This is a genomic window from Xanthomarina arctica, assembly GCF_014638915.1.
Taxonomy (GTDB): domain Bacteria; phylum Bacteroidota; class Bacteroidia; order Flavobacteriales; family Flavobacteriaceae; genus Xanthomarina; species Xanthomarina arctica.
Window position 1 is genome coordinate 510457 of the sequence record NZ_BMFQ01000001.1, and the last position, 13885, is coordinate 524341.

The 13885-nt window shown below is 32.8% G+C and carries 15 protein-coding genes and 1 pseudogene; 11 read left to right on the forward strand and 5 right to left on the reverse strand.

The window, feature by feature from the left end:
* Positions 1–119 precede the first annotated feature (119 nt).
* Both IEV77_RS02195 and IEV77_RS02200 read left to right on the forward strand, forming a co-directional pair.
* Positions 120–1247 (forward strand): metal ABC transporter permease, encoded by a 1128-nt coding sequence (locus IEV77_RS02195; protein ID WP_188461402.1) that lies wholly within the window; start codon positions 120–122, stop codon positions 1245–1247.
* The gene (locus IEV77_RS02200; protein WP_188461404.1) at positions 1240–2400 is read left to right on the forward strand and encodes a metal ABC transporter permease; all 1161 of its coding nucleotides are present in this window, start codon (positions 1240–1242) and stop codon (positions 2398–2400) included. Before IEV77_RS02195 ends, IEV77_RS02200 begins: the two co-directional genes overlap by 8 nt.
* Here the strand turns inward: IEV77_RS02200 and IEV77_RS02205 are convergent.
* Positions 2397–3134, reverse strand: coding sequence for a TerB family tellurite resistance protein (locus IEV77_RS02205; RefSeq protein WP_188461406.1), 738 nt, complete (start codon positions 3132–3134; stop codon positions 2397–2399). The two genes, IEV77_RS02200 and IEV77_RS02205, sit on opposite strands and share 4 nt — an antisense overlap.
* Before the next feature lie 228 nt (positions 3135–3362).
* Here IEV77_RS02205 and IEV77_RS02210 point away from each other — a divergent pair, with 228 nt between their 5' ends.
* The 5 genes from IEV77_RS02210 to IEV77_RS02230 all read left to right on the forward strand — a co-directional run bounded on the left by IEV77_RS02210 (position 3363) and on the right by IEV77_RS02230 (position 6707).
* Entirely contained in the window at positions 3363–3773 is a 411-nt protein-coding gene (locus tag IEV77_RS02210; protein WP_188461408.1) for a BrxA/BrxB family bacilliredoxin, read from the forward strand.
* A gap of 102 nt (positions 3774–3875) precedes the next feature.
* A complete protein-coding gene (locus IEV77_RS02215) occupies positions 3876–4277 on the forward strand; it encodes a hypothetical protein (protein ID WP_188461410.1) in 402 nt (133 codons plus the stop codon).
* Between the two features lie 36 nt (positions 4278–4313).
* The gene (locus tag IEV77_RS02220) at positions 4314–5051 is read left to right on the forward strand and encodes a lysophospholipid acyltransferase family protein (RefSeq protein WP_188461412.1); all 738 of its coding nucleotides are present in this window, start codon (positions 4314–4316) and stop codon (positions 5049–5051) included.
* Positions 5052–5062: 11 nt separating this feature from the next.
* The gene (locus IEV77_RS02225) at positions 5063–6046 is read left to right on the forward strand and encodes an acyl-ACP desaturase (RefSeq protein WP_188461414.1); all 984 of its coding nucleotides are present in this window, start codon (positions 5063–5065) and stop codon (positions 6044–6046) included.
* Between the two features lie 7 nt (positions 6047–6053).
* A complete protein-coding gene (locus tag IEV77_RS02230; protein WP_188461416.1) occupies positions 6054–6707 on the forward strand; it encodes an HD domain-containing protein in 654 nt (217 codons plus the stop codon).
* A 27-nt stretch (positions 6708–6734) separates the two neighbouring features.
* On the opposite strand, the pseudogene IEV77_RS02235 reads toward IEV77_RS02230, so the two are convergent.
* A pseudogene (locus IEV77_RS02235) lies at positions 6735–7010 on the reverse strand (helix-turn-helix domain-containing protein); the annotation flags it as partial.
* A gap of 461 nt (positions 7011–7471) precedes the next feature.
* Between IEV77_RS02235 and IEV77_RS02240 the strand changes: the two are divergent.
* The 4 genes from IEV77_RS02240 to IEV77_RS02255 all read left to right on the forward strand — a co-directional run bounded on the left by IEV77_RS02240 (position 7472) and on the right by IEV77_RS02255 (position 10798).
* Positions 7472–8359 (forward strand): alpha/beta fold hydrolase, encoded by an 888-nt coding sequence (locus IEV77_RS02240; RefSeq protein WP_188461418.1) that lies wholly within the window; start codon positions 7472–7474, stop codon positions 8357–8359.
* Positions 8346–8852 carry an RNA polymerase sigma factor gene (locus IEV77_RS02245; RefSeq protein WP_188461420.1) on the forward strand — a complete coding sequence of 169 codons (507 nt, stop codon included), beginning with the start codon at positions 8346–8348 and terminating at the stop codon, positions 8850–8852. Before IEV77_RS02240 ends, IEV77_RS02245 begins: the two co-directional genes overlap by 14 nt.
* Positions 8845–9438 (forward strand): hypothetical protein, encoded by a 594-nt coding sequence (locus IEV77_RS02250; protein WP_188461422.1) that lies wholly within the window; start codon positions 8845–8847, stop codon positions 9436–9438. Before IEV77_RS02245 ends, IEV77_RS02250 begins: the two co-directional genes overlap by 8 nt.
* Positions 9439–9760: 322 nt before the next feature.
* Positions 9761–10798, forward strand: coding sequence for an AI-2E family transporter (locus tag IEV77_RS02255; protein WP_188461424.1), 1038 nt, complete (start codon positions 9761–9763; stop codon positions 10796–10798).
* A gap of 105 nt (positions 10799–10903) precedes the next feature.
* On the opposite strand, the gene IEV77_RS02260 is transcribed toward IEV77_RS02255, so the two are convergent.
* From IEV77_RS02260 to IEV77_RS02270, 3 genes are all read right to left on the reverse strand, one after another.
* Positions 10904–11686 (reverse strand): enoyl-CoA hydratase/isomerase family protein, encoded by a 783-nt coding sequence (locus IEV77_RS02260; protein WP_188461426.1) that lies wholly within the window; start codon positions 11684–11686, stop codon positions 10904–10906.
* A 62-nt stretch (positions 11687–11748) separates the two neighbouring features.
* Positions 11749–13203 (reverse strand): sensor histidine kinase, encoded by a 1455-nt coding sequence (locus IEV77_RS02265; protein WP_188461428.1) that lies wholly within the window; start codon positions 13201–13203, stop codon positions 11749–11751.
* Between the two features lie 130 nt (positions 13204–13333).
* A complete protein-coding gene (locus tag IEV77_RS02270) occupies positions 13334–13882 on the reverse strand; it encodes a CopD family protein (protein WP_188461430.1) in 549 nt (182 codons plus the stop codon).
* Positions 13883–13885: the final 3 nt, after the last annotated feature.

Here is a 13885-nt window from a genome sequence, read left to right on the forward strand (position 1 = left end):
GTGATAAATAAATTTGCTATACAACACGAATCTAATAATTAGAAATTAACAAACATCTAGCCAAAAGAGGAAGAGATTAGCTTCGCTGAACCTAAAGGTTTCCTGCTTTCGAAGGAATTATGGACATAAAAGAATACATAGAACTCGTTTTTAGTGACTACACCTTACGAACCATCACATTGGGAACAGCCATTCTTGGTGCTGTAACAGGAATGCTGGGTAGTTTTGCCGTACTTAGAAAACAGAGTTTGCTTGGAGATGCTATTTCTCATGCCGCTTTGCCTGGAATTGCTATAGCATTTTTAATTACCGGATCTAAAGACAGTAACACATTGTTAATTGGAGCTTTAGTAAGTGGTTTAATTGGAACCTTTTGGATACGTGGCATTGTTACAAAAACACATCTAAAATCTGATACAGCCTTAGGGTTAATACTTTCTTTATTTTTCGGATTTGGAATGTTACTACTAACATTTATTCAAAAGCAACCCAATGCCAATCAAGCTGGATTGGACAAGTATTTATTTGGTCAGGCGGCTACCTTATTAGAAAGCGATGTTTGGCTTATGGCCATTATAACCGGAATTTGCCTTCTGGTCTTATTGTTCTTTTGGAAAGAGTTTAAATTGTTTTTGTTCGATGCAGATTACGCCAAAACACTTGGTTTTAATACAACTTTCATTGATGTTCTTATTACCTCATTTATTGTTTTAGCTATTGTTTTAGGGTTGCAAACAGTGGGTGTTGTATTAATGAGCGCCATGTTATTAGCTCCAGCTGCCGCGGCAAGACAATGGACAAACAGTTTAACGAACATGGTTGTATTAGCTGCTATTTTTGGAGCTTTTTCAGGCGTTTTTGGAACCGCCATTAGTGCCAGTCAGAACAATCTATCTACAGGACCTGTGATTGTGATTGTCGCTTCCGTTTTCGTCATATTCTCCTTTATATTTTCACCAAGTAGGGGTTTATTATTTCGTCAAATTAGATTTATTGCGAATAGACGAGATTTAGAATTACAAAAGACATTGGCTTTTATGTATCATATTGCCGAAACTCACGAGAATATTTCGCATCCACATACCATAAAAATCTTAAATAATTTTCAAGGCTATACGCGTAAAACTCTAAAAAAATTAGTAGATAAAAATTATGTCACTTTAGATGGAACCATGTGGAGCTTAACAGAAAAAGGCTTTGAAACTGCAGCCAATTTATATAATCAACAAGCTATAAAAGATGAATAGTGCTCAAATAGAAATACAATTAATTGCTAGTTTGGTAGCCATTGCTTGTGCTATTCCAGGGACTTTTTTAGTCCTTAGAAAAATGGCTATGATTAGTGATGCCATTAGTCACTCCATATTACCTGGACTTGTAGTTGGATTTTTCATCACGCAAGACCTCAACTCACCTTTATTAATTTTATTAGCTGCCTTAACTGGAGTAATAACAGTTATTTTAGTAGAACGCATTCAAAAAACAGGATTAGTAAAAGAAGATACTGCCATTGGACTGGTATTTCCAGCCTTATTTAGTATTGGTGTTATTTTAATTGCTAAAAACGCCAACGATGTCCATTTAGATGTAGATGCCGTACTATTGGGCGAATTAGCCTTTGCACCTTTTGATAGGCTTATTATTTCTGGTGTTGATGTTGGTCCAAAATCTCTATGGGTTATAGGAATTATACTATCCGTAACCATCACCTTATTAATTGCTTTTTTCAAAGAATTAAAAATAAGCACCTTCGATGCTGGTTTAGCCGCTTCCTTAGGATTTTCTCCAGCTTTAATTCATTATGGACTAATGACAGTTGCGTCAATTACTACTGTAGGTTCTTTCGATGCTGTTGGAGCTATTTTAGTTGTAGCTTTAATGATTGCTCCTGCGGCCTGTGCCTATTTACTGACCACAGATTTGAAGAAAATGCTAGGTCTAGCAATAATTTTTGGTGTGTTTAGTGCTATTTCAGGTTATTGGTTGGCGCATTGGTTAGATGCTTCCATTGCCGGCTCTATAACAACTATGTTGGGCTTATTATTTCTGTTCATTTATTTATTTGCTCCAAACAAAGGACTAATTGCTGTGATATACAGAGAAAAGCAACAACGTATTGAAGTTTCTCTCTTAACCTTTTTACTTCACTTAAAAAATCATTCTGAAGAACGCGAAAGACACGTCAATCACCTTCAAGAGCATATTAATTGGCAAAAAGTTAGAGCAAAAACGGTCTTAGAACTCGCTTTAAAAAACAACATGATTCTTATTGATAATAAGATAGTTTCCTTAACTCAAAAAGGAGACGAATTCACATCCAAAGCTATCGATTATATTATTACCAACGAAGATGCACAAATTGAAGACATGAAAGACGACTTCTTTTTGTTTAGAGGTTAAAACCCTCTCTCCTTCTGTAACTGCTCATAAGCCTCTTGAACCTGTCTGAATTTTTCTTCAGCACCTTTTTGATGTTCTGGACCTAAGTGAATCACTTTATCTGGATGGTATTTTTTAGCCATTTTTCTATAAGCTGCCTTAATTTCAGTAACATCAGCTTCTTTTGTTATCTCAAGAATTTTATAAGCATTATCACTACTGTTATAAAACATGGCTTTGATGCTTTCAAAATCTTGATGACTGATGCCTAAATAGTTTGCTATGCTTTGAATGGATTTTACTTCACTTTCAACAACAATCCCATCAGCTTTTGCTATTCCGAATAAAAAATGAAGCAATTGTAAACGAGATGGATGGTCCATCATTTGTTTTATCTGTAAGCAAACCTCACGAACAGGAATTTCTTGTTTATTTATATCCTTAAATAATTTAAAAGCTTTATTCGCCCTTTCCTTACCATACATGCCAACAAACTGCTGACTTACAAAATCCATTTCGCGTTTATCTAGTTTTCCGTCTGCTTTTATAACAACAGAGGCAAGTACCAATAAGCTTATTTCAAAATCGCCAGATTGGGTTTGTTTTGTTCTTCCGTATGCTTGATCTGGATTAAATTTAATCATTCCCTTAGAAAAACCATCAACAACACTACCTAAAGCCATACCTAAAATAGCACCAATTGGTCCACCAATTGACCACCCTAAGGCAGCACCAATCCATTTTGAAAAACTCATATATTTTTTATTCTTTTAAATTTTTTTTCAGTTCTAAATACCATTCTTAATATTGGGTAAAGATACTATTGTTAGTCGATTTTTTATGGCATTTGTTACGTAAACCCATTAAAATTAATGTTTATCCAAATTTATTGACCCGTTAAAACTGTGCTAACTGCCAACGCCAACTCATTACTTTTTCCGTATCTTTGTAGTCTTAAAATAATAATCTTAAAATTAAAAAATATGTATCCAGCAGAATTAGTAAAACCAATGCGCGAAGATTTAACCAAGTTTGGTTTTGAAGAATTGCATACCGCAGAAGCTGTTGAAAATGCGCTTACAAAACAAGGGACTACCCTAATAGTTGTGAACTCTGTTTGTGGTTGTGCTGCAGCAAATGCACGTCCAGGAGCAAGAATGAGTATTCAAAATGCAAAACGTCCTACTAATTTAGTAACCGTTTTTGCAGGAGTAGATAAAGAAGCCGTTGACAAAGCCAGAGAGTTAATGATTCCATTTCCTCCAAGTTCGCCATGTATGGCTTTATTTAAAGATGGAGAATTGGTTCACATGTTAGAACGTCATCATATTGAAGGTCGTCCAGCAGAAGTAATTTCAGAAAATTTAATCGATGCTTACAACGAGTATTGCTAAATCATTTTACTAAATAAGAATTTGAAACCACGATTTAAAAATCGTGGTTTTTTTATATAATTACCTAAGCTTTTAGTAATATAGCGTCATAAATAATATCTGATGAAATTTTATTTTACATTCTTATTAATTGTTTCGCAAGTTATTTTTCTCGCAGTATTTGGTTGTTCAGAAAACGATGAACCTGTATCATGTAACGACAGACAGATTTTTTTAGCAGAACAAAGAGATCAAATTAGAGCCTTTGCAGAAACCTCTATATGTAGTGACGATTTTGAATGTCGCTATATAGGATTTGGAAGTAAACCTTGTGGTGGACCGTGGGAATATTTAATTTACTCCACCACTATTGATACTCTAGAGTTAACCAATTGGGTTAATGACTTTAACAACATGGAAGAAATTTACAACCAAGAAGGATGTGGTGGGATGTCACCTTGTAATATCCCTCCATCGCCAATTGATTTTGAATGTCAAGATAATAAATGCATTCCCATATATTAATGTTTGTAAGCTCTGAAAATTTCTTAATTTTGTAAGATGCAAAAATTAATAGCTTACATATTAACATCTATATACGCAGTATTCTTTTTACTAACATTAATCGTGTTCCAACCTATCCAATGGGTGTGTTTTAATGTATTTGGTTACAGAGCACATAATATTAGCGTGGATTGGCTTCAATTTTTTATTATGAGGTGCACCAATATTTTAGGAACACGTTATAGCTTCAGTAACCCGTATAAAATTCCTACAGATCAGCCATTAATCATTGTTTCAAATCATCAAAGTATGTACGATATTTCGCCTATAACTTGGTATATGCGAAAACATGATCCAAAGTTTATTAGCAAAGTAGAATTGGGAAAAGGTATCCCAAGTGTGTCTTATAATTTACGTCATGGAGGTTCTGTTTTAATAAATAGAAAAAATCCAAGACAATCCATCCCAGCCATCTTAAAATTTGGTGAGTATATTGAAGAAACTAAGAGAGCCGCTGTTATTTTTCCAGAAGGAACGCGAAGCAAGGATGGTCATCCCAAACCATTTCAAACTAAAGGATTGGAAATGTTATTTAAGAAAATTCCTTCAGCAATCATTGTTCCGATTACAGTAAATAATTCCTGGAAAATGTTAAGATATGGTAAATTTCCTATGGGAATTGGAAATCATATTAAATTAACTGTTCACGAACCTTTAAAATTATCTAACTTTGAGGATAAGCAGGAATTAATTAAACAAATTGAAACTACAATAAGCTCAAGTATAAACCCATAAAATTCTATATTATGTCGTTAAAAAATGTCAGATTGGAAGTAATGAATCATCTAGAAAAAGATGTTGAATCATTAATTGAAAAATATTTAATTCCTGTTGATAGCATTTGGCAACCAACAGATTTCTTACCTAATTCTGAAGGTGAAAATTTTATAGAAGAAGTTAAAGAAATTAGAGAACTTTCCAAGGAACTCCCTTACGACTTTTGGGTGGTTTTAGTTGGAGATATGATTACCGAAGAGGCATTACCAACCTATGAATCTTGGCTAATGGATGTTGAAGGTGTTGATCAAGGTGGAAGAAATTCTTGGGGGAAATGGGTTAGACATTGGACAGCTGAAGAAAACCGCCATGGAGATGTTTTAAACAAATACCTCTATCTTTCTGGTCGTGTTAATATGAAAGAAATTGAAAAAACCACACAGCACCTTATTGCTGATGGTTTTGATATTGGAACAGATCAAGATCCTTATAAAAACTTTCTTTATACTAGTTTTCAAGAACTAGCAACTTACATTTCGCACAATCGTGTGGCAAAACTTGCTAAAGACAAAGGCAATAAGCAATTAAGCAAAATGTGTAAAATTATTTCTGGAGATGAAATGAGACACCATCATGCCTATTGCGAATTTGTAGAACGTATTTTTGCGGTAGACCCAAACCAGATGATGATGGCTTTTCAACAAATGATGAAAATGAAAATCACCATGCCAGCACATTTTTTAAGAGAATCTGGAGGAAAAATTGGATCGGCTTTCGAAGAGTTTTCAAATACAGCACAACGCATTGGAGTTTACACAGCTACCGATTATGTAGATATTTTGGATAAACTTTTAATACGTTGGGAAATTGATAAAATGACCAATTTATCTGATGAAGCAGAAAAAGCACGTGATTATTTAATGAAATTACCAACGCGATTATCAAGACTTTCTGAACGTATGAAAATTCCAGAAAACTCGCACCAGTTTAAATGGGTTGAACCAGCTGTTTAATTCCAAAATGACTCGAAAAGAACAAATTGAAAAGACCAAGAGTTTTGTAAAAGAAACCCTTAAAAATGCGGAAGGCGGACACGATTGGTTTCATACCCAAAGAGTGCTCAAAAACTCCTTACTCATTTCTAAAAATGAGGAGGTAGATGTGTTTGTTGTTCAGCTTGGTGCTTTATTACACGACATTGCAGATAGTAAATTTACCAATGGAGACGAAACTGTTGGTCCAATATTAGCTCGAGATTTTCTAACGCGAATTGCAGTAGAAGAAGAATATATTATTCATGTAGTTAATATTATTGAAAACATATCTTTTAAAGGCGGAAATGAGGCTCAAAAATTTAAATCGTTAGAATTAGATGTCATTCAGGATGCAGACAGGTTAGACGCTATTGGCGCTATTGGAATTGCCAGAACCTTTAATTATGGGGGATTTAAAAATAGAGCACTTTACAATCCGGACATTCTTCCAGACCTCAACATGAGCAAGGAGGAATATAAAGTCTCTACTGCCCCAACCATCAATCATTTTTACGAAAAACTTCTCTTATTAAAAGATAAAATGAATACCCAGACTGGGAAAGAAATTGCTGAAAAACGTCATGAATTTATGCTCTTATTTTTAGAGCAATTTTATGCTGAATGGGAAGGTGAAAAATAATTCTGGTCAATTATGACAATATGTAACTTAACCATTACTAGTCATTTGTTTCATTTCACTTCGATACTTTGAGGCATTTTTTCCAGTAATCTCTTTAAAAAATTTATTAAAATTTGAGAAATTATTAAAACCACATTCAAAACAAATATCTGTAATACTGCTTTGACTTTGCTGAAGTAGTTTTGTGGCATGAACAACACGATATTCATTAACCAATCTAGTAAAAGTCTTACCTGTAACACGTTTGAAATATCTACAAAAAGCAGGTACAGTCATGCTAACTTTTCCGGCTATTTCATTTGAAGTGATTTGTTGATGGCTTTCATTTTTGGAACCCTAAAAAAAGTATCACCAAGAAATTCAGGCTGAAACTATTACTAAAGACCAACTAAGAAGTGTTTATAAGCTAGACAAGAAAGAAAAAGGAAATTACAAGATGGTATTTACTGTTGCTAACGAAACGTTTACTGAGTACTTTCAATATTAATCAGTAGAAACCTTCGAATAGTACCATTTGAATTATTTTAAAAAAACCAACCTATATTAAGGTTGGTTTTTTTTTGGATAAGTTTTAACGGTTATTAAAAATGTTCAACTAGATTTTTTTAAGAGAAGGATCCAATCGGTTAAGCAACTTATCACTGCTAGCATTCATTATAAAAAATGACTAACAATATTAATAATTTCAAAAAAAATAATTTTAAAGTGTAACAAATACTGTTTTTTTCATCAAAGGAGTGTAAACCTTTAAAAACTATAGTATCATGAAAAAATTAATCAAAGTTACCGCCCTATTTCTAATTACCTTAAGCACAACCCTTAGTTTCGGTTTAAATATTGAAACGAATCTAGTTTTAACAACAGAACCTACTCCTATTACAGTAGAAACGCTTGGAGAAGGAAAACCCATAATATATCTTCCCGGATTTGCAACACCTGGATCCGTATGGAAAGACACTGTTGAGAGTTTAAATTTAGACAGAAAATCTTATCTTTTCTCTTATGCAGGTTTTAATGGCAATGCGCCTATTGAAATGCCATGGTATGCAACAATTAAAAACGCTATTATCGAATATATTACAGATAATAACATGTCCGATATCATAATTATCGGTCATAGTATGGGTGGAAGTTTAGCAGTAGATATCGCATCCGAACTCCCTTCCAAAGTTTCAAAAATTATCTTAGTTGAAGCATTACCTTGTATGCGGGAAGTTATGATGCCAAATGTACCAGCCGAAAGTTTTCAATATAACAGCCCATACAACCAACAAATGCTTGATATGGATGCCCAACAATTTAAAAACATAGCTTCCATGATGTCTTCAAACATGACAATAAACGAAGATAAAAAGGAGCTCCTAACAAATTGGATGTTCGAAGCAGATCGTGAAACTTGGGTCTATGGCTATACCGATTTATTAAAACTCGATTTAAGAAATAGCTTAAAGAAAGTAACTTGCGAAACGTTAATATTAGGAGCCTCTTTTCCTGATGTAAACGTTGCAAAAGCAAATTATAAGAGTCAATATTCGAACCTATCTAACAAAACGATACTAATGGCTTCTAATAGCAAGCATTTTATTATGTTTGATCAGCCAGAGTGGTTTTATAAATCTGTAAACGATTTTTTAGAAAATGAAGCACAGTAAAAACGAATCTTTTGAAGAAATTTATCGACAGCACCATCCCATGGTTTTACAAATGGGTTTGGGATTTGTTAAAGGAGATAAAGATACCGCCAACGATTTGTCTCAAGAAATATTTATAAGTGTTTGGAATAATTTAGATAAATTTAGAGGAGCATCGTCTTACAAAACTTGGATTTATAGAATTACAGTAAACACCTGTTTACAATATGTTAAAAAAGACAAAAAAGTAAGGACACTTTCCCCTTTAGAACTAGAGCATCAAACAGCAATAATAGATACAGAAAAAACATCGCATGACGACATTTCAGAACTATATAAGGCTATTGGACAATTAAAAAAAATAGACCGATTAATAATCATGATGGTTCTGGAAAACCAAGATTATGATAGTATCTCAGAGGTTATTGGTATTAATCCGATAAATGTGAGAGTTAAAATCCATAGAATAAAAAAACGTCTTGAAACCATTCTAAAAAATAATAAAAATGAGTAGCGAATTTAAAAACCTACAAAGTCATTGGGAAACCAATAAAAAAAGCATGGAAGTTTCTACGCCAAACTTTGACAGCTTATATAAAAAAATAAAAAGTAAAGAAAAGGAGACTTATTTTTTCTACTATGGTACTATTACCATCCTGTTAGTAACACTTATCGTCATTTCTCTTTTCTTTTATTATGTGGCACCAGTAAAAGACATTTTAAGTAGAATTGGGGCAGGTTTAATGATTTTAGGGTTGGCCTTTCGAATTATTATTGAGATAATTAGCATTCGAAAAGCCAAACAAATAGACCTTCTAGATACCACTTTAAAAACAGCAGAGAACTCTATAAATTTTCACCGATTTAGAAAAAACATACATCAGGTTATTGCCCCAATAGTTATTGTATTATACACGATTGGTTTTTATATGATTACACCAGAATTCAGCTTATACATGCCATTTTGGAATATCGTATTAATTGATATTTCCTATGTTGTTATTGGAATCGTCCTTTTTATTGTTATTAGAAAAGGCGTCTTAAAAGAGATGCAAATACTAACTGATATTGTTAAATTAAAAAATGAAATAACTGAATAAAATCATAAGAATGTTTTAATTCTAAAACTACTCAACAAGTTTTTTCCTTAGTTCAACTGGTATTTTCCTGCGTTCATTATAATGTCCTTGCTCGCATCTATTTACAGGTCACTATTGTCTCAAAAAAATAAAAACAAGAAGGATGAAAGAAACATTTGAAAAGTTCCCTTTTAATATTCGAACCATTTTTATACGGATACCAAAATGACGTCTAAACTCTATTTTAGGATCAACCTTTCTTTGACATAAACATTTAAAATAAAATGTTATAGAAACTGAATAAAATAAACTGTAAATTTATGACATTAGTAATTATATTTTTATGACACCCAAGAATGAACCTCAAATAAATTCAGAAAACAATCCCTCTTTTCAAAGAAAAGTATGGATTGTAGTTGGAATACTATCTTTTTCAATAATTTTCTTATTGCTTTTAAAAGCCACGTTTCGGGTGTTTTTGCTCATACTAGCAGGAACACTGATAGCAATATTTTTTAGAGGTATAAGTAATTTCATTCAAAGTAAAACAAAATGGAAAGAAGGGATTTGTGTCGCTATTTCCATTATAAGTACCTTGTTAATAGTGGCAGGATTATTCTGGTTGATTGGAGCAAAAGTGCAGAATCAAGGTACCGAATTAATAGATACGTTACCTGAAATAATTGATAATGCCAAAGCTAAATTGAAAAATAATGCCATAGGCGAAAAAATTATAAATAACATATCCTCAGCAGATTCAATGGAGAAAGCACAAGTGTTTGCTGGCCAATTTTTCCAGTCCACATTTGGGTTCTTTGGTGATATTTATGTTATTCTTTTTATTGGAATTTTCTTTACCATTTCTCCCAAAACATATGTTAATGGCATGGTGCAATTACTACCCGTTAAAGCACAGGAAGCTGGTACCGACGTTTTAAAAAACATAGATAATCAATTGCTAAATTGGTTGAAAGGCACTTTTTTCTCCATGTTTATTGTCTTTGTTTTAACAGCTATTGGTTTAGCTATTCTAGGAGTTCCGCTTTGGCTTGTCCTAGCACTACTAGCCGGTTTGATAAGCTTTATTCCCAACTTTGGACCATTAATTGCCTTGGTGCCAGCTATTCTAGTAGGTTTAATGCAAAGCCCTAAAATGGCACTTTTAATTGCAGGACTTTATATTCTCATTCAGTTTATTGAAAGTAATTTTATTACAACTCTTGTTCAGAAAAAATTAATTAACATGCCTCCAGCACTCATAATAATTGCACAATTATTAATGGGTGCAGTAACAGGAGTTTGGGGATTGGTTTTGGCAACTCCAATAACTGTTATTTTAATTGTTTTAGTGCAGGATTTGTATCTTAAAAGAAGAAAATAAAAAAGAGTTTACTTATAACCGCATATTCAAAAAATAGAAGTGTTTGTTTGTTTCACCTTTTATAGTACCACAAACAAACACTTAATAAGTTAAAGAAACTAAATTTTATTTCCCAGGAAAATCAGCTTTACGTTTTTGTAAAAAAGCTGTTGTTCCTTCGGTAAAATCTTCAGTACCAAAACAGTTTCCAAATTCCTCAATTTCTATTTTAAAACCATCAACACCATCTTTAAAGTTAGCATTTATAGCTTTAATGGCTCCTTGAATAGCCACCGATGAGTTTCTCATAATTTTATTAGCAATCTTTTCAGCCAGTGGTAATAATTCTTCTTGAGTAGTAACGTGGTTTACCAAACCATAAGATAGCGCTTGGTTGGCGTCTATCATTCCAGCAGTCATAACCATTTCCATAGCTCTACCTTTTCCAACTAATTGTGATAAACGCTGTGTCCCTCCATAACCTGGAATAACACCAAGAGACGTTTCTGGAAGGCCCATTTTAGCATTGTCGCTAGCCACTCTAAAATGACAAGCCATAGCCAATTCTAAGCCACCACCAAGTGCAAAACCGTTGACAATGGCAATTACTGGCGTAGCTAAATTTTCAACAAAATCGAATAATATTTCCTGGCCTTTAGCCGCCAATTTACCACCGTTTTCAACATCAAAATCGGCAAACTCACTAATATCTGCACCAGCAACAAAAGCTTTTTCGCCACTTCCTGTTACAAATATTACTTTGGTTTTTGCATCTTTATTTGCTTCATCAAAAGCGCTGTGAAGTTCTTGAATAGTAGCACTATTTAAAGCATTTAATTTGGATGGTCTGTTAATAGTTATAGTAGTAATTCCATTACTACGTTCTGAAAGGATGTTGGTATAAGACATTTTTTTTGATTTTATAAAGACTGTAAGACAGGCTTAAAGCTCCAATAATTTATAATTCTATTTTAATTTTTAGGAAACCTAACTTTAAAAACTGTTCCTTCATTTTTTCGTGATGTAAAGATAATACTTCCATTATAAGTTTCCACAATGTTTTTTACCATACCAAGCCCAAGTCCCATACCACTTGTTTTGGTCGTAAATTTTGGCTCAAAAATCTTTTCCCCATTAGCTTCTAAAATACCAATTCCATTATCTGAAATTTCAATAACTACTTCTTCATTTTCTTCAAAAACTTTTACATTTATGTGTTTCACAAATTGTTCTTCAGGAATGGCTTGAATACCGTTTTTCACCAAATTGGTAATCACTCTAATTAATTGCGTTTTATCAAATTTGGCCTTAATTTCTTGCTCTTCACTTTGAAAAACTATGTAATCTTCACTAAAAATATCCAAAGCCAAACGCGTAATTTCAACCACATTTAATATTTCATTTTGTTGGGCTGGCATTTTAGCAAAATTTGAAAATGCAGACGCAATAGAACTCATAGTATCAATTTGTTGAATAAGCGTTTTAGAATATTCATCTAACTTTTGATGGATGTTTTCATCATTGGGATCAAATTTTCGCTGAAAACTTTGCACCGTTAAGCGCATGGGAGTTAGCGGATTCTTAATTTCGTGAGCTACTTGTTTTGCCATTTCTCTCCATGCTTGTTCACGCTCACTAGTCGCTAATTTTACAGCACTTTCTTCAAGTTGGTCTATCATGCCGTTATAAGATCTCACTAAAGTTCCAATCTCTTCGCTTGTTGATTCAATTTCAATTTTTTTATTGCGCTTTTCAAGAGTAGTTTCATTCATTTTATCACTAATCGTTTTAAGTGATTTTGTAATGAATTTCGAAAGAAAATAAGACAAACTAATAGCAATAATTAGCATGACCAAATAGGCATATCCCAAACGTTCTAAAAACTCGTTAAGCTCTTTATTTAAAAAATCGTCATTCTCTAAATAGGGTAAATTTAAAATAGCCAAAGGTTTAAACTTTTTATCCGTTATGTATGAATATGAAGACAAAAAGACCTCTCCATTTTCTTCTGTTTTATTGACATATCGGTGTTCCGCGGTATTAGAAATGGTATTTAAAACGTTTGCCGACAAACATTTTGTAAGAGAGTCTGTTACAAAAGTGGCTCTGGAAGATTTAATAAGACCGCCGTCTAAATCGTAAAGATTGATTTGTAGTTTATGAATGGCTGCAATTTCATAAATTTCATCTTTAAAAATTAGAGGCATTGTTTCTGTAGAAACAGGATAAGTTGTTTTTTTAATAGCGTACTCAATACTTTGCTTTATATTTTCTTCTTTACGCTCTAATCTTTCGTTGTGATAATCTATAGCTTCTTCGTTGTACTGGTAAATAGTTACCGCAGCAATTAGAATAGACGCTAAAAGCACCAAGAGAATCATGGCTAAAAATATACGAAGTCGTAAGGATAGTTTTCTTAAATGCATGGTAAAAATTGTGCTGTGTTAAATATAGCAATAATCAAACCAAATGCACTTTAGCTTTGACAAAATTTAAAATTACAAAGGCACTGCAATTCTTTTTAAAATTGGGTGTTTTCCGTTTAGATTTTAATTATTAAGCCTCTGGATTTTTAGATCTAATATTTTTGTAAAGCTTAAAGCCTAGCATCAATAAAATACCTAATACAAAGATTCCTGCCACTCCAAAAACCCAGTTTATAGCACTTTTTAAAATTACTAAAAATACAATTGCAAACAGAATAAAAGTAGCGCCTTCATTCCAAAGTCTCATGAAATTTGAAGATTTTTTAACCACATCTTGTTGTAATTGTTTATAATATATATGAGTTTTAAAATGATAAAAGAATAAAAGAACTACAAAGGTTAATTTAACATGCATCCAAGGTTGTTGAAGCCATTCGGGTTGTAAAACTAATAGCCAAACTGCAAAAATAGTTGCTAAAATTGCTGAAGGCCAAGTAATAATATTCCACAATCTTTTTGCCATAAGTTTTAACTGTTTTCCAAGGATTTCCTTTTCGGGAGACGGTTTATGAAATGCTTCAATTTGATAAACAAAAAGCCTAGGAATGTAGAAAAGGCCTGCAAACCAAGTGATAACAAATATAAGGTGAAGCGATTTTATGTAATTGTAATATTCCACTGT

Bases quoted from the DNA above. Each gene is read 5' to 3' on its own strand.
- IEV77_RS02200 (WP_188461404.1), top strand. From the start codon at position 1,240: ATGAATAGTGCTCAAATAGAAATACAATTAATTGCTAGTTTGGTAGCC.
- IEV77_RS02220 (WP_188461412.1), top strand. From the start codon at position 4,314: ATGCAAAAATTAATAGCTTACATATTAACATCTATATACGCAGTATTC.
- IEV77_RS02240 (WP_188461418.1), top strand. From the start codon at position 7,472: ATGAAAAAATTAATCAAAGTTACCGCCCTATTTCTAATTACCTTAAGC.
- IEV77_RS02205 (WP_188461406.1), bottom strand. From the start codon at position 3,134: ATGAGTTTTTCAAAATGGATTGGTGCTGCCTTAGGGTGGTCAATTGGT.
- IEV77_RS02265 (WP_188461428.1), bottom strand. From the start codon at position 13,203: ATGCATTTAAGAAAACTATCCTTACGACTTCGTATATTTTTAGCCATG.
- IEV77_RS02225 (WP_188461414.1), top strand. From the start codon at position 5,063: ATGTCGTTAAAAAATGTCAGATTGGAAGTAATGAATCATCTAGAAAAA.
- IEV77_RS02195 (WP_188461402.1), top strand. From the start codon at position 120: ATGGACATAAAAGAATACATAGAACTCGTTTTTAGTGACTACACCTTA.
- IEV77_RS02250 (WP_188461422.1), top strand. From the start codon at position 8,845: ATGAGTAGCGAATTTAAAAACCTACAAAGTCATTGGGAAACCAATAAA.
- IEV77_RS02260 (WP_188461426.1), bottom strand. From the start codon at position 11,686: ATGTCTTATACCAACATCCTTTCAGAACGTAGTAATGGAATTACTACT.
- IEV77_RS02215 (WP_188461410.1), top strand. From the start codon at position 3,876: ATGAAATTTTATTTTACATTCTTATTAATTGTTTCGCAAGTTATTTTT.
- IEV77_RS02255 (WP_188461424.1), top strand. From the start codon at position 9,761: ATGACACCCAAGAATGAACCTCAAATAAATTCAGAAAACAATCCCTCT.
- IEV77_RS02230 (WP_188461416.1), top strand. From the start codon at position 6,054: ATGACTCGAAAAGAACAAATTGAAAAGACCAAGAGTTTTGTAAAAGAA.
- IEV77_RS02210 (WP_188461408.1), top strand. From the start codon at position 3,363: ATGTATCCAGCAGAATTAGTAAAACCAATGCGCGAAGATTTAACCAAG.
- IEV77_RS02245 (WP_188461420.1), top strand. From the start codon at position 8,346: ATGAAGCACAGTAAAAACGAATCTTTTGAAGAAATTTATCGACAGCAC.